The sequence below is a fragment of the Luteibacter sp. CQ10 genome, from assembly GCF_040900725.1.
In the GTDB taxonomy this organism is placed as follows: Bacteria; Pseudomonadota; Gammaproteobacteria; order Xanthomonadales; family Rhodanobacteraceae; genus Luteibacter.
Map to the genome: position 1 here is coordinate 1,159,309 of NZ_JAEUYM010000001.1, position 16,633 is coordinate 1,175,941.

The 16,633-nt window shown below is 66.6% G+C and carries 12 protein-coding genes; 7 read left to right on the top strand and 5 right to left on the bottom strand.

The window, feature by feature from the left end; all coding sequences use genetic code 11:
• The first annotated feature begins 57 nt into the window (after positions 1–57).
• The 3 genes from JNG39_RS05175 to JNG39_RS05185 are packed head-to-tail and all read left to right on the top strand — an operon-like array spanning position 58 to position 4,117.
• Positions 58–552 carry a (2Fe-2S)-binding protein gene (locus JNG39_RS05175; protein ID WP_368310088.1) on the top strand — a complete coding sequence of 165 codons (495 nt, stop codon included), beginning with the start codon at positions 58–60 and terminating at the stop codon, positions 550–552.
• Positions 549–2,816 carry a molybdopterin cofactor-binding domain-containing protein gene (locus tag JNG39_RS05180; protein WP_368310089.1) on the top strand — a complete coding sequence of 756 codons (2,268 nt, stop codon included), beginning with the start codon at positions 549–551 and terminating at the stop codon, positions 2,814–2,816. The genes JNG39_RS05175 and JNG39_RS05180 overlap by 4 nt, the downstream gene beginning before the upstream one ends.
• The gene (locus JNG39_RS05185; RefSeq protein ID WP_368310090.1) at positions 2,813–4,117 is read left to right on the top strand and encodes a cytochrome c; all 1,305 of its coding nucleotides are present in this window, start codon (positions 2,813–2,815) and stop codon (positions 4,115–4,117) included. The genes JNG39_RS05180 and JNG39_RS05185 overlap by 4 nt, the downstream gene beginning before the upstream one ends.
• Before the next feature lie 83 nt (positions 4,118–4,200).
• Here the strand turns inward: JNG39_RS05185 and JNG39_RS05190 are convergent, their stop codons facing one another.
• The 4 genes from JNG39_RS05190 to JNG39_RS05205 form a co-directional block, all read right to left on the bottom strand.
• Complete coding sequence (locus JNG39_RS05190) at positions 4,201–5,532, bottom strand: type II toxin-antitoxin system HipA family toxin (protein WP_368310091.1); 1,332 nt, start codon at positions 5,530–5,532, stop codon at positions 4,201–4,203.
• Positions 5,529–5,891, bottom strand: coding sequence for a helix-turn-helix domain-containing protein (locus JNG39_RS05195; protein ID WP_368310092.1), 363 nt, complete (start codon positions 5,889–5,891; stop codon positions 5,529–5,531). The genes JNG39_RS05190 and JNG39_RS05195 overlap by 4 nt, the downstream gene beginning before the upstream one ends.
• Before the next feature lie 198 nt (positions 5,892–6,089).
• Positions 6,090–6,851: an SDR family oxidoreductase gene (locus JNG39_RS05200; protein ID WP_368310093.1), complete on the bottom strand. Its 762-nt coding sequence runs from the start codon at positions 6,849–6,851 to the stop codon at positions 6,090–6,092.
• Positions 6,852–6,970: 119 nt separating this feature from the next.
• A complete protein-coding gene (locus tag JNG39_RS05205; protein ID WP_368310094.1) occupies positions 6,971–7,927 on the bottom strand; it encodes a GlxA family transcriptional regulator in 957 nt (318 codons plus the stop codon).
• A gap of 174 nt (positions 7,928–8,101) precedes the next feature.
• Here JNG39_RS05205 and JNG39_RS05210 point away from each other — a divergent pair, with 174 nt between their 5' ends.
• The 3 genes from JNG39_RS05210 to JNG39_RS05220 all read left to right on the top strand — a co-directional run bounded on the left by JNG39_RS05210 (position 8,102) and on the right by JNG39_RS05220 (position 10,499).
• A complete protein-coding gene (locus JNG39_RS05210) occupies positions 8,102–8,635 on the top strand; it encodes a helix-turn-helix domain-containing protein (protein ID WP_368310095.1) in 534 nt (177 codons plus the stop codon).
• A 91-nt stretch (positions 8,636–8,726) separates the two neighbouring features.
• Positions 8,727–9,752, top strand: coding sequence for an alcohol dehydrogenase catalytic domain-containing protein (locus JNG39_RS05215; protein ID WP_368310096.1), 1,026 nt, complete (start codon positions 8,727–8,729; stop codon positions 9,750–9,752).
• A 27-nt stretch (positions 9,753–9,779) separates the two neighbouring features.
• Positions 9,780–10,499, top strand: coding sequence for a hypothetical protein (locus JNG39_RS05220; protein ID WP_368310097.1), 720 nt, complete (start codon positions 9,780–9,782; stop codon positions 10,497–10,499).
• Here JNG39_RS05220 and JNG39_RS05225 read toward each other — a convergent pair.
• Positions 10,418–10,732 carry an SDR family oxidoreductase gene (locus JNG39_RS05225; protein WP_368310098.1) on the bottom strand — a complete coding sequence of 105 codons (315 nt, stop codon included), beginning with the start codon at positions 10,730–10,732 and terminating at the stop codon, positions 10,418–10,420. The two genes, JNG39_RS05220 and JNG39_RS05225, sit on opposite strands and share 82 nt — an antisense overlap.
• A gap of 218 nt (positions 10,733–10,950) precedes the next feature.
• Here JNG39_RS05225 and JNG39_RS05230 point away from each other — a divergent pair, with 218 nt between their 5' ends.
• Positions 10,951–16,584 carry an autotransporter-associated beta strand repeat-containing protein gene (locus JNG39_RS05230; protein WP_368310099.1) on the top strand — a complete coding sequence of 1,878 codons (5,634 nt, stop codon included), beginning with the start codon at positions 10,951–10,953 and terminating at the stop codon, positions 16,582–16,584.
• Positions 16,585–16,633 lie beyond the last annotated feature (49 nt).

Below are 16,633 nucleotides of genomic sequence, written 5' to 3' on the forward strand. Positions count from 1 at the left end.
TACGGGCGTCCGCGCGACAGCCACTCGGGTATCCACCCGACAGCCAGGGGTCCAGTCATGTACACGTTGCATATCAACGGCGATAGCCACCCGGCCGACGTGCCGCCCGACATGCCCCTGCTCTGGGTGCTCCGCGATGTCATCGGACTGACCGGCACCAAGTTCGGCTGCGGCATTGCCCAGTGCGGCGCCTGCACGGTGCATCTCGACGGCCAACCGGTGCGGTCCTGCCAGTTGCGGGTCGCCGACGTCGGTGACCGCGCCATCACCACCATCGAAGGCATCGGCCAGACCCCGGAAGGGGCGAAGGTGCAGCAGGCCTGGCTTGCCGTCGACGTGGTCCAGTGCGGCTACTGCCAGTCGGGGCAGATCATGTCGGCGGCGGCGCTCATCAAGCGCCTGCCGAACCCGACCGACCGCGACATCGACGCGGCCATGGCCGGCAACGTGTGCCGGTGCGGCACCTACGTGCGCATCCGCGAGGCCATCAAGCAGGCGGCGACCGGTCGCCCGTTCGGCCTGCAGGTCGTCGTCGACGGGAGCACGCCATGAACGGACGGCCACACCTCGACGTCATCGACCCGAGCCGCCGGCGTGCCTTGAAGCTCGCCGGGGGCGGCCTCGCGGTGGCTTTCCTCTGGACGGCGGGCCTGGGGCCGGCCGTGGCCCAGATGAGCCCGCGTCGCCAGCCGGGCGATGAAGCGGCGGCCGCCGCCGACGGCAAGCCGCCGTTTGCGCCGAATGCCTTCATCCGCATCGATGCGGACGGCACGATCCGGCTCGTCATGCCGACCGTGGAAATGGGGCAGGCCATCTACACGGGCATCTGCATGATGCTCGCCGAGGAACTCGGCGTGGGCCTCGACCAGATTCGGGTCGAGCATTCCATACCGAGCGACGAACTCTACGGCCAGGTCCTTCTCGGCGGCGGCCAGATCACGGGCGGTTCGACGAGCACCCGGGGGCAGTGGCAGTCCTTGCGCGAGGCCGGCGCGGTCGCCCGCGACATGCTCGTTGCCGCCGCCGCCGCACGGTGGAAAGTCGACCCGGCCACCTGCACGGTCGCCCGTGCGGTCATCACGCACGGACCCACCGGGCGTACGCTCGCGTTCGGTGCCGTGGCGTCGGCCGCGGCGGACATGCCGCAGCCGACCCAGGTCAAGCTCAAGGACCCGAAGGACTTCACCGTCATCGGCAGGCCCCTGCGCCGTGTCGATTCGCCCGACAAGGTCAACGGGACCACCCAGTTCGGCATCGACGTGAAGGTGCCGGGCATGAAATTCGCCGCCGTTCGCACCTCGCCCGAACTCGCCGGCACGCTCGGCGCGGTCGATGACGCGAAGGCCCGGGCCATGCCGGGCGTCATCGACGTCCTCCGGCTCGACAACGCCGTCGCGGTCGTCGGCGAAAACTTCTGGATCGCGTCCCGTGGACTGGAAGCGCTCGATATCGAGTGGCGCCACGGCGTCAACGAACACCTCGACAACAACGCGCTCCTCGACGGTCTGAAGGAAAGCTCGCGCACCGGCCCCGCGTTGGTCGGCCGGAAGCCCAAGGGGGAGGGTGCGGCCGCCGGCACACCGGTGGAGATGACCTTCGTCTCCCCGATGCTTGCCCATGCGCCCATGGAGCCCCTCAACGCCACCGTGCACGTCACCCCGGGCCGGTGCGACATCTGGACCGGCACGCAGGTGCCGACGCGGGCCCAGGCGGAGGCGGCGCGCATCTGCAAGATCCCGGTCGATGCCGTCGGCGTCCACAACCAGTACCTCGGCGGCGGCTTCGGCCGGCGCCTCGAAACCGATCAGGTCGAACAGGCCGTCGCCTTCGCTCGCCAGGTCGGCTATCCCCTCAAGGTCATCTGGAGCCGCGAGGAAGATATCCGCCACGACCGGGTGCGGCCGCTTTACTTCGATCGCATCTCGGCCACGCTCGGCGCGGACGGCAAACCGACATCCTGGAAACACCGGATCACCAGCGGAACGGTGCTCGGCCGTTGGGCACCCGGTGCCATGGGGAAGGACGGCATGGATTCCGACGCCATCGAGTCGGCGGCGGACCTGCCCTACGAGATGGACAATGTCCTCGTCGAATGGGTGCGCCACGACATGCCCCCGGGTCTCGTCACCGGCTGGTGGCGTGGCGTGGGTCCGACGCACAACCTCTTCGTCGTCGAGTCCTTCGTCGACCAGCTCGCCCACGCCGCCGGCAAGGAGCCGCTCGCCTACCGTCGCGCCCTGATGAAGCCCGGCTCCCGTGCGCTCGGTGTGCTCGACCTCGCGGCCGAAAAGGCGGGGTGGGGCAAGCCGTTGCCTCCACGGGTAGGGCGCGGCGTGGCCGTCGGTTCCCCGTTCGGTAGCCATGTCTGCGCCATCGTCGAAGTCGAGGTATCCCCGCAGGGCCAGGTGCACCTTCGGCATGCGGTGGTCGCCGTCGACGTCGGCATCGTCATCAACCCCAGCTCCGTGGAGGCCCAGGTGCAGGGTGGATTGCTCTTCGGACTCAGCGCGGCCCTCTTCAACGGCATCACCATCAAGGACGGCATGATCGAGCAGAGCAACTTCCACGACTACCGGACGTTGCGCATCGACGAGACCCCGATCCTCGACGTCCATGTCGTCAAGAGCGGTGAGTCGCCCGGTGGCCTGGGCGAAGTCGGCACCGCCATTGCCGCGCCGGCACTCGCCAATGCCATCTTTGCCGCGACCGGTATCCGCCTGACCGAACTGCCGGTCGCCCGGACGCCGCTCAACGCGTCGAAGGATGTATTGAACGACGTCACCGACGGCGTGCGTCCCGCGGGAGATCGCGCATGAAACGCTTCCTCTTCGTCGTCGCGATCCTGCTCGTCATCGGTGCGGGCCTTTACCTCTATCTCAACCGCATCGACCCCGCCCCGGGGACCTCCCCCGTGCTCGCCGGCGCCCCCGCCGGCATGAACCCGGTCCAGCGCGGCGAATACCTCGCCCGCATGGCCGACTGCATCGCGTGCCACACGGTTCCCGACACAGGAAAGCCCTACGCTGGCGGGCTTCCGTTCAAGCTGCCGTTCGGAACGATCTATTCGTCGAACATCACGGCCGACGTGGAGACCGGCATCGGCAGCTGGACCGACGACGAGTTCGTCCATGCCGTCCGCGACGGCATCCGCAAGGACGGCAAGCACCTCTATCCCGCTTTCCCGTACACCGCCTACACCGCGCTCAGCCGTGACGACGTGCTGGCCATCAAGGCCTATCTGTTCACCCTGCCCAAAGTCCGGCAGCCCGAGCGCCCCAACGACCTCGGTTTCCCGTTCAACCAGCGCTGGGCGATGGGCTTCTGGAATGCGGTCTTCTTCAAGAACGAACGCTTCCAGGCCGACCCGTCGCGTTCCGCGCAGTGGAACACGGGTGCATACATCGCCGGTCCGCTGGGCCACTGCGCCGAGTGCCACACGCCGCGGAATATCGGTTTCGGCCTCAAGCACGGTGAATCGCTTGCCGGGGCCGAGCTGCAGGGGTGGCGTGCCTGGAACATCACGTCCGACCCGGTGCATGGCATCGGTGGATGGAGCGACGAAGCGCTGACCGCTTACCTGAGCACCGGCCACGCCGAAGGCCACGCCTCGGCGATGGGCCCGATGGGCGAAGCGGTCTCCCACAGCCTGCAGTACCTCACCCCCGAGGATGCGGCTGCCCTCGTGACCTGGCTGCGCACCGTGCCCGCGCGCACGGGCGATCACCCGGTCACGGTCGACCCCCAGCCGGAGGGCGTGCGCACGTCGACCGCCTTTGCGCCAGGCGGCGACGACGAGGCACGGTATGCCGATGGCCGGCGACTGTTCGAGGGGGCGTGTGCGAGCTGCCACCAGTGGAACGGCATCGGGCAGCAGACGCGCTACGCCAGCCTTGCCGGCACCCGGGGCGTCAACGATCCCTCGGGGCTGAACGTCACCCAGGCCATCCTGCAGGGCGTCAAGCTGCACATCGGCGAGACGGAGGTGTACATGCCCGCGTTCGGCCACGCCTACAGCAATCCGGAAATCGCGGCGCTCGCCAACTACGTCATCCACCACTTCGGTGGCAAGGAAGGCACCGTCACGGCCTCGGACGTCGCCAAGCGACGGGACATGTGACGTAGCCTCCAAATTGTTCCTCATCGGTGCCCAACTGGCGCGCCGTGTCCTCGATGTAGACCTCGAGCGACATGGCGCGCGGGTCACCGTCCTTGTGGGCGAGTTTGGGTCGGGATGATGATTTCTCGCCGCATGGCTCGGTGAATGGATTGCGCGGTCTTTTCGGCCACGCCGGCCTGTTCCGCCACGGCCGGCCAGTTTTCTACCTGCGTATGAATCTCGCGGATAACATCCTCGGCTTTTTTTCGTTTGAGGTCACAGAAAACGCCGAACTGGATTAGGTCGGATAGCTCGAAATGATCGCGCTTGCCGTTCAGGCTCATCTGGTGTTGATGAGTCCAGCTGCCACCCGGATTGTAGGCATAGCTGACGTCGAACGCCGGTGACAGCCGCCACTCGCCCTTTCGATTCATGAGGAAGGCGATGTTCTTGACATGGTCGTCCTGGTTTCGGACGAGAATATTGAAAACCGCGCGACGAAACTGCTGCTCGATGTCGTAAGCGGGCAGACCGAGGAGCCGGATCGTCTCGACCGCCTGTTCGTAGGAATAGGCTCCGGCCGCGTTGAAATCATAGTGGCGCAAAGCAGCGAGCGACTGCATGTGGAGCTTCTGGCCGCTGGCGTTGCGATCGAAGCGTTGCGTCATGAAATGCGATCGTCCGCCTTCGTGATGAACGCGGCATTCGGTCATGTCGATGCCGGCGGCGCGAGCCATGAGAAAGAAGCCATACTCGATAAGGCCAAAGCCTTGCGGATCGGCGAGCTCCTTATCACGATTGTTGGAGATGCCGTCGAATTTCATGAGCCAATAGGTGAAGCCTTCACCGGCTTTGACTTGACCGGATCGGAATTCACCTGTCTTCTCGTTCCATGCAAGGATAGCCTTGGCACGCGCACCACCCGCAGACGTGCCGACGCGCAGGATCTCCTGCAAGGTTTCGTGGTCGTCCTCACCCTTGAGGACACCCGCGAGGTTCGCGCGATTGTTGAGGACGTCGTTGGCGAGTTTGGTCAGCTCATCAATTTCAAGGCGATGGGATTTGCGCGGCTCTCTGAGGATCGTGGGATGAAACTCGAGCGCGCCCATGCCGCGTGTACCGATATAGCAAAGGCGCTCTACCGGATTGAAGCTGCCGGCCGAGCGCCCCTGCGTCGCGAGCCATGTATCGATCAGGGCGTTGCCGAATTTGTCGGGGAGGGAGTCGGCGAGCATACCGGGCAGCCCCTTGAAGGCGTCACTCGGCAGACCGGGGAAATCGTATGGGGTCGGCCGCAGCGGCATCATGATCGGCGCCAGAGCGATGGTGCTTTCGACGAACTCAGGCATGTATTGGAATACGCCGATCGCTCTGTCGTCGAGCCAACTAACGGCACCGATGTCTCTGCCCCATAGGCGGACGGTCGCATCCGTCATTGCTCATCCTCCTCGCCCCACGCCCAGTCGCTGGCTTTGGGGGCCTCCGTCTGAGTTCGTGCGCGACGCCGCTCGTGGCCTTCATTTTGAACCCGCTCGACCGGCCGAACATCTGGGTTGGGGAGAATATCGAGAAGGCGGTCGCCCAGGTCGAGTGCTCTTAAGACGCGGAGAAGGGTATCGAGAGAACTGTTCCGGCCGGCCTCCAGCCGCTTGATGCTAGGAAGCGAGGTTCCGGCCTCATGCGCCAACCGTGCTTGGGTTAGGTTGCGGGCGAGACGAACTCTCGCCAAACGCACTCCTAAATCACGCATGGTGATTTCGACGCTCCCTGACTTTGACGCTGCGTTAGGGATCATAAATGAACTCGTATTGGCAGATGACGTACCAATAGTATCAAATATGATCCCTTTTTCAAGGCAACATGAATGCCTTCATGGGATCGCCAGTGATACCTAATAGAGTAAATGTGCTATTAAAGGATCATAAATGATGCGTTGCAATAACGGATGATGCGGCAGGGCGAGTGGCGCGGCGATCAAATGTGGTCGGGATGGTCAACCGACCGGGATGGGGTTGTCGACGAGCGACTGGTTGAAGCGGGCGATCAGCGCGTATTCGCCGGTACCCGGGTTGTCGCGTAGCGCGCGGATGCCGTCGACGATGATTTCTTCCTCATCGGTGCCGAGCTGGCGCATCGTGTCTTCGATGTAGGTCTCGAGCGGCATGGCGCGCGGGTCGCCGCTTTTGTAGATGAGATCGGTGTTGACCCAAGGCGGCGCGATTTCGATGACCTTGACGGGGGTGTCCCGCAAGGCGAAGCGCTGGGTCTGCGTATACGAGTGCAGCGCCGCCTTGCTGGCGGAGTAGACCGCGTTGCCGGCCAGCGGCATGAAGGCCACGACCGAGGTGTTGTGGATGATGGCCGCCGACGGCTGGGCCTTGAGGTGCTCGACGAGTGCCGAGGTCATGCGGATGGGGCCGAGGAGATTGGTCGTCAGGATGGTGAGGCTGACGGCATCGTCGATCTCGGTCGCCGGGTCATCGAACGGCATCAGGCCCGCGTTGTTGATGAGGACGTTGAGCGTCGGGTGGGTACTCACCAGCCACTCGGATACCGATTTGATGCTCTCCGGCGAAGTGATGTCGAGCTCGACGCCCTGCATGCCGGGGTTGGCCGCGGTGACTTCGTCGAGCAGCGCTTTGCGTCGGCCGCTGATGATGACCTGGTTCCCGAGGCGGTGGAACGCTTCGGCAAGACCGCGGCCGATGCCGGACGTGGCGCCGGTGATGAAGATGGTGTTTCCCGACAACTGCATGATGTGCTCCGAACAAGAAGGGAAGGGCGACCGCCCGTGGTCGCCGCCTCGCCTCGTTGTATGGGCGCCATCGGCTCCGTCACATGACGGATGGGCCTCGTTTCCGGACAATCCTCGCGTCAGTCGCCGTTGGCGGCGTCCTGGGCCATCCGGCTCCGCCGGCGCAGTTCGGCCGGCGCCGTGCCCTGCCAACGCACGAAGGCCCGTCGCATCCGCTCGGTATCGCCAAAGCCCGTGTCACGGGCGATGGTTTCCATCGCCAGCGTGCCCTGCGTGATGAGCATCCGCGCCTGCTCCATGCGCAACGCGGCCACCGCTTGCGCCGGGGTCTGTCCGGTCTCCGCGCGGAATGCCCGGGCAAAGTGGCGCGGGCTCAGATGGGCGACGGTCGCCAGCTCGGCGACGCTGAGCTCGTTGCGCAGGTTGCGCCGGGCATAGGCAAGGCTCGCCTGGATCCTGTCGCTCCTCGCATCGATTTCCAGGAGGGTCGAGTGCTGCGATTGGCCGGGTGCGCGTCGGTGGTGGAGCACCATTCCCTTGGCGATCATGGCGGTCAGTTCGCGGCCGTGGTCCTCCTCGACGAGGCCGAGGGCCAGGTCGATGCCGGCGGACATGCCCGCCGACGACCAGATACGCCCGCTCTGCACGTAGATGCGGTCGAGGTCGACCGTGCACTTCGGATACCGCGCGCGCATGCGGTCGCCGAAATTCCAATGCGTGGTGGCCTTCTTTCCGTCCAGCAGGCCCGCGTCGCCGAGCACGAAGCTGCCAAGGCAGATGGAAGCGATGCGTCGCGTGCGCGCACTGGTGTCGACCAGGAAGTCCGACACCGCCGGGTCGTGCGCCGGGACGTCGATGCCGACGCCGACGAGAAGGGTGTCGAAACCGGTGTCGACGAGCGGGACGCACGTCACCTCCTGGCCAAACGAACCCCGCACCGACCTGCCTCCGTTGCCGAGTACCTCGAGGTCATACAGACGCTTGCCCGCCTCGAGGTTGGCGATCTCGAACACGGAGAACGCGGCGAAACACAGCACCTGGAAATCCGGATAGACGATCATCCCCACCCGTTGCATGGACCACACCTCTCTTTGGGACCGCCGAGATTACCATTCGCCGCGCACAACCCCTGCGAGGGACGCGTGTGTTTCAGTCAACGTGCGCGGTCCTTGTCCGTATTTGATGGTATTTCGACCGTCCGATTGTGAAGGCCTTGGGTACTCTCTAACGAAACGGCCCGGAGAGTATCGATGAAGCCGACGGCGGCGCTCTCGCTCCCCTTCATCCCGAATCAGTCCCGGAAAGCGATCCTGGCCCACGGTCCGAGATCGACCACGTGTGACTTCCATGAAACAGCTTCTGGTGAGGCAGCGGTGGCTTTGCGCGTCGTGCACGGCGTGGGATGCCCGGCCCGTGCGTCCGACCAAGCCAGGGGTGGGTTGACGAGCCGCCAGTACGATGTGGCGCTCGCCGGCATCGAACGACAGGTCGGGCGTGCCATCTCCGTCGCCGAACTCGCGCGCGCATGTGGGCTCTCGAAAAACCATTTCTCGAGGGCATTCCGCAAAACGCACGGTGTGTCGCCACGCGAGTGGCTGATCCGGCGGCGCATCGAGCAGGCCAAGGCACTCCTCGTTGGGTCCGACCTCTCCCTTGCCGACATCGCCCTCGAATGCGGCTTCTGTGAGCAGAGCCACTTTTCCCGTCAGTTCACGAAGGTGGTCGGTGCCACCCCCGGCGCATGGCGTCGCGCTGCCCGGGTCGGAGCCGGACGGCACGCGTAAGGTCGCCGGCGATCACGGACGACTTGCTTCTCGAACCCTCTCCCGAGGGAATCATCCTCTCCGGGCCAAAGAGCCCCTCTGGAAACATCGCATGCTGAATAACACGTATCGCGCCGCGCAGGTCACGGCGCCTGGCGTCCTGGACATGGTGACCCGCGACCTGCTCGAGCCCGCGCCGGGATTCGTGCGTATCCGCGTGGAGGCGTGTGGCGTCTGCCACTCCGACGCCGCGACCGTCGATGCGGTCTTTCCGATTGCGTTTCCCCGCGTTCCAGGCCACGAGGTCATCGGCATCATCGACGCCGTGGGGGAGGGTGTCGCCGGCTGGCGCATCGGTCAACGTGTCGGCGTCGGTTTTCTTGGCGGCGCCTGTGGGTGGTGCGAGATGTGCCACGAGGGCGACTTGGTGAATTGTCGCAACCAGGAAATCACGGGCGTTCATCTCGACGGCGGGTACGCCGAGTCGATGCACGCAAGGGCGGCGGCGCTCGTCGCGATTCCTGATGAATTCGAGCCGGAAGAGGCCGCGCCACTGCTTTGCGCGGGCCTCACCACGTTCAACGCGATCCGCAAGTCGCCGGCGCGCGCAGGTGACCGGCTCGCGGTCCTCGGCATCGGCGGACTGGGGCATCTCGCGCTCCAATATGCCCACAAGATGGGTTTCGACACCGTCGCCATCGGGCGGGGCGCGGACAAGGAAGACCTCGCACGGTCCTTGGGTGCAAACCATTACATCGATGGCGACGCGGTCGATGTGGGCGATGCGCTCATGGCGCTCGGTGGCATGCATGTCGTTGTCGCCACCGCCCCCGGCGCGAAGGCTATCTCCGCCTGCCTGAGGGGCCTGCGTGAGCGCGGACGGCTGGTCGTCGTGGCGGCGGCCCACGAGCCGATCGAGATCGCCGCATCGGACCTCATCTTCGGTGGACGTGGCATCGACGGCTCCCTCACCGGTGATATCGCCGCCACCGAGGCGACCCTGGCTTTCAGCCGTCAGGCGAGCGTACGCCCCGTGATCGAAACCATGCCGCTCGAACGCGCGCCCGAGGCGTACGCCGCGATGATGGCCGGCAAGGCGCGCTTCCGCATCGTGCTCACGATGGGCAAGAGCGCTTGACCGTCGCCTTTCGCCCCGGAGTTTTTCATGAACACGTTAGCTCAAGACATCATCAACGCCCACGGCGGACTCGACACCTGGCGAACGTTTCGTCGCGTGAGCGCCACCCTCGACCAGGGCGGCGCGCTCTGGGGTCTCAAGGGCAAGGCCGGCATCCTCGACCTGACGAGGGTGACCGTCGCGACCGATACGCAGTGGGCATCGCATGCGCCGTTCGGGGCGATCGCCGCCCGCAGCGACTTCACGACCCATCGCGTGGCGCTCCTCGATGCGCAGGACCGCGTCGTCTCGGCCCTCGACGTGCCGCGTGACTCGTTTCGGGGACACGCGCTCGACACGCCCTGGAACGACCTGCAGCTCGCCTTCTTCGCGGGCTGTGCCATGTGGACCTACCTCAATACCCCCTTCCTCCTTGCCTGGGACGGCGTCGAATGCGAAGACGCGGGGGAGTGGGTCGAAGACGGCGAGACCTGGCGCAAAGTGTCGTTGCGCTATCCCGACACGCTCGAAGTCTTCAGCAAGGTGCAGGCCCTCTATGTCGGTGCCGACCACCTCGTCCGCCGCCTCGACTACGACGTGGAAATCGCGGGCAATACGCCGGGGGCCCACTACGTCTCCGACTACACGACGGTCTCCGGCATCGCGTTCCCGACGAAGCGCCGCATCTACCCGCGCGGGCCGGACGGGCAGCGCATCCCGGAACCCCTGGTGGTCTCCATCGACCTCTCCGACATCCGCCTTGGCTGAGGTCGGCCCAGGTCCCGCGCGAGGCCCTTGGTCATTCCCCGCAGGGCCGCCTTGGTCATGGCATACACGGCCCCGCCGGCGAACGGCATGCGGTCGGCATGGGTGCTCCCGATACGGATGATGCGACCGCCTCGCGTCATCACGCGTGCGGCCGCGCGGCTTGCGATCACGGCGGCCGTCACAGTGTGCAGGCGGATCGGCACCAACGGTAGAGCCTTTGGACGGGGCGACATCGGCCCGGTGACCGAGCCTCCCGCTTGGACAAAAAAGTGTCACATATCGACTTCCCCTGACATAACTGGAACGCGCGTTGCTGTGACGGGCATCTCACTTTTTTGACAAGTGGCCTTACGTGGGGCTTACAGAAGTCCCCCGGTTGGCATGAATCATGCGAAGGCCATGCGCTACGAGCGTTGGGGCTCGGTCATGTCATCCATCGGGGAAATTCGTTTTGAATAAGGTCTTCAGCATTGTGTGGAGCCGCGCGCTGCGGCAGTTCGTCGTGGCGTCGGAGCTGGTCAACCACGCCGGCAAGGGAGCACGGGCCTCGGGGGGCCGCGCTTCGTCGGGCGCGCTCGGTTCGCGTCGCGCGCTGGTGTTGGCCCTGGGCCTGGTCACGGCGTCCAGTGCGATCGCCCACACCACGTCCATCGGCTACGCCAACTCCGGCAACAATTCGCTGTCGTTCTATTACGGCACCTACCACCAGCTGCCCGAAGCGAACTACACGGAAGGCTCGTTGCACCTGACCAGCACGGCGGGCTTCGACCAGACCGTGTCGTTCAGCATCCTCACGTCGACCAAGCCCGCCGGGCTCGTCGACGGGGATACCAACTTCTATTCGAACGGGACGCAGCTCGTCGGTACCCCGACGATCACCATCTACAACTGGCAGGGCGTCACGTTCAACAACCTGGTGCACGGCACCTACACGTTCACCTACGTGCCGATCGCCAATCCCACGCAGGTGTGGGCTCCGACCGACAACGTCATCCTGTCGAACACCATCACCATCATCAACGCCGACCTGAGCACCGCGCACCGCATCGTGGCGGGTGAGGTCGTCGACCAGACCTATGCCACCGATCCGGTCATCCTCGACGGCGGCAAAGTGCAGAACACGGCCGACGGTACGCTCACCCAGGAGGTCAGCATCACCGCCAACAACGGCACGTTCGACACCAACGGCCACACCCTGACCCTGACCGGCGAGATGGACGGCCGCGGCGCGCTCATCAAGGAAGGCGAAGGCACCCTGAACCTGCGTGGCGACAACACCTCCGTGGGCGAGATCGACCTCAACGGCGGCAACATCAACGTGTTGTCCGACGCCGCGCTGGGCGACGTCAGCAACGACCTCAAGTTCAACGGCGGCACGCTGCAGTGGGGCGCGCAGTTCGACCTGAACGCGGGCCGCGACATGTCGCTCGGCGCCAACGGCGGCACGCTCGACCTGCAGGGCTTCGATACGAACGTCGCCAACGTCATCACCGGCACGGGCTCGTTGACCAAGACCGGCACGGGCACGCTGACCGTTTCGGGCGCCAACACCTATACCGGCGGCACGAACGTTGCCCAGGGCGATGTCGTGGTCGCCAACACGGGCGCGCTCGGCACGGGCGTGCTGACCGTCAATACCGGTTCCACCGTCTCGATGAACAACGCGGCCCAGACCGTGGCGGGCCTCGCCGGCGGCGGTAGCATCGCGCTCGACGGCACGGCGCTCACGCTCAACGGCACGGGCACGAACACCACGTTCGGCGGCGAGCTGTCGGGTACCGGCGGTCTCATCAAGAACGGTTCGGGCACGCAGACCCTGTCCGGCGCCAACACCTATACCGGCGGCACGACGATCAACGGCGGCACGCTCGCCATTTCGGCCGACGACAACCTCGGCGCCGCCAGCCCCGTCACCTTCGGCGGCGGTACGCTGGAGACGACCGCGACGATGACGACCGGCCGCGACCTGCTGCTGTCGGGCAACGGCACGCTGAACACCGATGTGGGCACCACGCTGACCGCGACGGGCGACATCAGCGGCGCCGGCGGTCTCACCAAGGCGGGCCAGGGCAACCTGGTGGCCAGCGGCGTGCTGTCGCAGAGCGGCGGCGTGACCAATACCGCCGGCACGTTGTCGCTCACCGGCAACAACACCTACACGGGCGGCACGCACATGAACGGCGGCACGATCGTCGTCGGCAGCGATGCCAACCTGGGTGACGCGAGCAGCCCGCTCACCTTCGGCGGCGGCGCGCTCGAGCTGACCAACGGCTTCGATACGTCGCGCAACATCACCATGATGGGCACGGGTACGGTCCGGGTCGACCAGGGCGAGGCCAACCTCGACGGTCCGATCAACGGATCGGGCGTGTTGACGGCGGCCGGTCCGGGTAGCGTCTCCATCAACGGTCCGGTCACGGGGCAGGTGGGTCTGGCGGTGTCGCAGGGCGTGCTGGCTGTCACCGGCAACAACAGCTACACCGGCGGTACGTTCGTCAGCGGCACGGGCACCCTGGTGGTGTCCGACGACGCGAACCTCGGCGACGCGTCCGGCGCAATCGACGCCAACGGCGGCAGCATCGTCACCACGGGCGACTTCGCCAGCGCCCGCACGATCGACACCCACGGTGCCGGCCTGCAGTGGTCGGCCGACAACGGCGGCGACACGGTCCTGTCGGGCACCATCCAGGGCAACGGCGGCGTGAGCGTCACCGGCTCGGGCACGACGGTGCTGAGCGGCGCCAATACCTATGCGGGCGGTACCGCGATCCATGGCGGCACGTTGCAGCTCGCCGCCGATGCCAACCTCGGCGCGGCGAACGGTGGGCTGCTGCTGGACGGCGCGATGCTGCACACCACGGCCGACCTGTCCACCAGCCGTGCCGTCACGGTCATGAACGGCTCGTCGTTGTCGACCGACACGGGCACCACGTTGACGGCATCCGGCCCCATCGGCGGCGACACCCTCGTCAAGACGGGTGAAGGCACGCTGGTTCTGGACGGTACGAATACCTACACCGGTGGCACGGTCATCCAGCAGGGCACGCTCCAGGTCGGCAGCGATGCCGCACTCGGCGCGGCCGCCGGCGGCCTGACCCTGCAGGGCGGCACGCTGCACACCACGGCCGACATGGCCTCGGCTCGCGATCTCTCGCTGGCCGGCGGCGACATCGCGGTCGATGCGGATACCACGTTCGCCACCTCCGGCGGCGCGACCGGCGCGGGTGGGCTGGTCAAGAACGGCGAGGGTACGCTCGAGATCGACGGCGTCGCGGCGCACACGGGTGGCACCACGGTCAACCAGGGCACGCTCGTGCTGACCGGCAACAACACGTACACCGGCGGCACGACGCTCAACGGCGGCACGCTGCAGGTCGGTAGCGACGCGAACCTCGGTGCCGCATCCAGCGGTCTGGTCTTCAACGGCGGCGTGCTGCATGCCACCGGCAACGTCGCCGGCAACCGCGCGGTCACGCTCGATGCGGATGCGCAGATCCAGACCGACGCGGGCGCCTCCTTCGCCACCGCCGGTGTCGTATCGGGTGCGGGCGGCATCGTGAAGTCCGGTGAGGGCACGCTCGTGCTGTCCGGTACCAACACGTACGCGGGCAACACCACGCTCGATGAAGGCACGCTCGAGATTTCCGCGGATGCCAACCTCGGTGCGCTGAGCTCCTCGCTGGTGTTCAACGGCGGCATGTTGCATACCACGGCCAACCTCGCCAGCCAGCGCGCCCTCGACCTCGCGCAGACCGCGGTCATCGCCGCCGACGCGGGTACCGTCTTCAGCTCGACCGGCGCCGTGAGCGGCAACGGTGGCCTGGTCAAGGACGGCGCCGGCACGCTGGCCCTGGGCGGCACGCTCTCGCACGCGGGCGGTACCACGGTGAACGACGGCACGCTCGTGCTCTCGGGCAACAACAGCTACACGGGCGGCACGCAGCTCAACGGCGGCACGCTGAGCATCGCCAGCGATGCCAACCTCGGCGACGCCGCCAATGCGGTGACGTTCAACGGCGGCAACCTCACCACGACCGGCAGCTTCTCCACGGCGCGCAGCCTGGTGGTGACCGGTGCGGGCGGCTCGCTCACCACGGCCGCGGGCACCACGCTGACCCAGACCGGCACCATCAGCGGCAGCGGCAACCTCACCAAGCTCGGCGACGGCCTGTTCGTGGTCAGCGGCGCGAATACCTTCACCGGCAATACCTACATCGAAGGCGGCACGGTCCGCATCGACAACGGTTCGTCGCTGGGCTTCGGCGATATCTACCTGCAGGGCGGTACGCTGCAGACGTTCGCCACGCTCGGCACCGGCCAGAACGTGCTCGTCAGCGGCAGCTCGGGCGTGAACGTCACCGGCAACACGACGACCGTGCTCTCGGGCAACATCGACGCCGCGGGTGCGACGGGCTGCTTCGTCAAGAGCGGTTCGGGTGCGCTGAGCCTCACCGGTCACGCCACGCTCGGCGCGGGCACGTGCGTGCAGGAAGGCCTGCTGCGCGCCAACGGCGCGTTGGACAGCGCCTTCGTTCAGGTGGATTCGGGCGCGGCACTGCGCGGCATCGGCAAGGTCACCGGTCCGGTGAACGTCAGCGGACGCCTCGCTCCGGGTAATTCGCCGGGCACGCTGACCGTGGACGGCACGGTGACGATGAATGCCGGCAGCACCTTCGAAGCCGACATCGACGGCTACGGCACGGGCACCGGTCGGGGCAATTACTCGCGCCTGCTCGTGGTCGGCGCCGGCCATCAGTTCATCGCCAACGGCACGCTCGATCCGACGCTCCGCGGCATCACCGGCGATGCCAGCAACACGTTCACCCCGGTGCTGGGCGATTCGTTCCGCATCGTTTCGGCCGAAGGTGGCATCGTCGGCCAGTTCGCCAATATCGCGCAGCCCGCCGAGGGCCTCCCGGCGAACACGCGCTTCCTGGCCTTCTACAACCTCGGCGGTAGCAACAGCATCGACCTGCGCGTGGTGCCTCGTGCCTATAGCGACTTCCTCGGTACGGGCGCCAGCAAGAACACGCTGGCCCTCGCCGGCGCGCTCGACGCCGCGATCGACGCCCAGGCGGCCGGCAACGGCACGGGTTACACCGGTGCGATCAATGCCATCGGTGCGCTCGGCACCGATCGCATCGCCGATACCGTCAAGGCGATGGCGGGTGAAGTGCATGCCGACCAGGCCGCCGCGGCACGGGGCATGGGCCTTGCGCTCAACCGTGACGCCTTCGGTCACCTCGCCGTGGACGGCGTGGACCCGGCGAACAAGGTGTGGGCGAACGTCACCCAGGACGGCCAGCGCTTCGTCGCCGACCACCAGGGCTCGGGCTACAACACCAGCACGAGCCACGTCACGGGCGGCGTGGACCTCCTCTCGAACGAGTCGACCGTGATCGGCGTGGGCGCGTCGCACGGCGAGAGCAACACGATCGCCACGGGTGGGGAAGGCACGATTCGCGGCAACGCCGGCATGATCTACGGCCAGCAGAAGGCCGGTGCGATCTTCCTCGATGGCGTGGTGTCGTACGGCACGTCCGATTGGTCGACCCGTCGCGCGGATCCGTTCGGCAACGGCTCGCTGGAGACGCACGCCGACGGTCACGACACGATGGCCAGCCTCACCGCCCGCCTTCCGCTGGCGACGGCCGGTGGCGTTCGTCTCGAACCGTACGCCAGCGTCATCTGGCAGAAGGTGGAGCGTGACGCGGTGAACGAGACCGGCAACTCGCCGGCCGCGCTGAACCTCGGCAAGCTGTCCGCCACGGGCGTGCGTAGCCTCGTCGGCCTGACGGCCGGTTCGAACGCGGCCGATCCGCTGGCGACCGAGCTGACCTGGCGCGTCGGCGTGGCCGCGGGCGTGGACTCGGGCCGGGCACTCGATCCGGCGGTGCAGGCGAGCGTGGCCGGTCAGACGTTCCAGACCAAGGCTCCGAACGCCGGTCGCGGCTTCGTGCAGGTCAATGCCAACGGCACGATGCGACTGGGTGCGAGCACCTACCTGTTCGGTGGCCTCACCGGCGAGCAGGGTTCGGGTCGCACGGGCTACGGCGTGACGGCGGGTGTTCGCGTCGCGTTCTGACGATCCGCTTCGGTTCGTTTGTGTCGTCAAAGGCCCCGGTCCTCGTGAC

What these genes read in the sequence shown, in the direction of transcription:
- JNG39_RS05175 (WP_368310088.1), top strand. Translation starts at nt 58, where the DNA reads ATGTACACGTTGCATATCAACGGCGATAGCCACCCGGCCGACGTGCCG.
- JNG39_RS05180 (WP_368310089.1), top strand. Translation starts at nt 549, where the DNA reads ATGAACGGACGGCCACACCTCGACGTCATCGACCCGAGCCGCCGGCGT.
- JNG39_RS05185 (WP_368310090.1), top strand. Translation starts at nt 2,813, where the DNA reads ATGAAACGCTTCCTCTTCGTCGTCGCGATCCTGCTCGTCATCGGTGCG.
- JNG39_RS05190 (WP_368310091.1), bottom strand. Translation starts at nt 5,532, where the DNA reads ATGACGGATGCGACCGTCCGCCTATGGGGCAGAGACATCGGTGCCGTT.
- JNG39_RS05195 (WP_368310092.1), bottom strand. Translation starts at nt 5,891, where the DNA reads ATGATCCCTAACGCAGCGTCAAAGTCAGGGAGCGTCGAAATCACCATG.
- JNG39_RS05200 (WP_368310093.1), bottom strand. Translation starts at nt 6,851, where the DNA reads ATGCAGTTGTCGGGAAACACCATCTTCATCACCGGCGCCACGTCCGGC.
- JNG39_RS05205 (WP_368310094.1), bottom strand. Translation starts at nt 7,927, where the DNA reads ATGCAACGGGTGGGGATGATCGTCTATCCGGATTTCCAGGTGCTGTGT.
- JNG39_RS05210 (WP_368310095.1), top strand. Translation starts at nt 8,102, where the DNA reads ATGAAGCCGACGGCGGCGCTCTCGCTCCCCTTCATCCCGAATCAGTCC.
- JNG39_RS05215 (WP_368310096.1), top strand. Translation starts at nt 8,727, where the DNA reads ATGCTGAATAACACGTATCGCGCCGCGCAGGTCACGGCGCCTGGCGTC.
- JNG39_RS05220 (WP_368310097.1), top strand. Translation starts at nt 9,780, where the DNA reads ATGAACACGTTAGCTCAAGACATCATCAACGCCCACGGCGGACTCGAC.
- JNG39_RS05225 (WP_368310098.1), bottom strand. Translation starts at nt 10,732, where the DNA reads ATGTCGCCCCGTCCAAAGGCTCTACCGTTGGTGCCGATCCGCCTGCAC.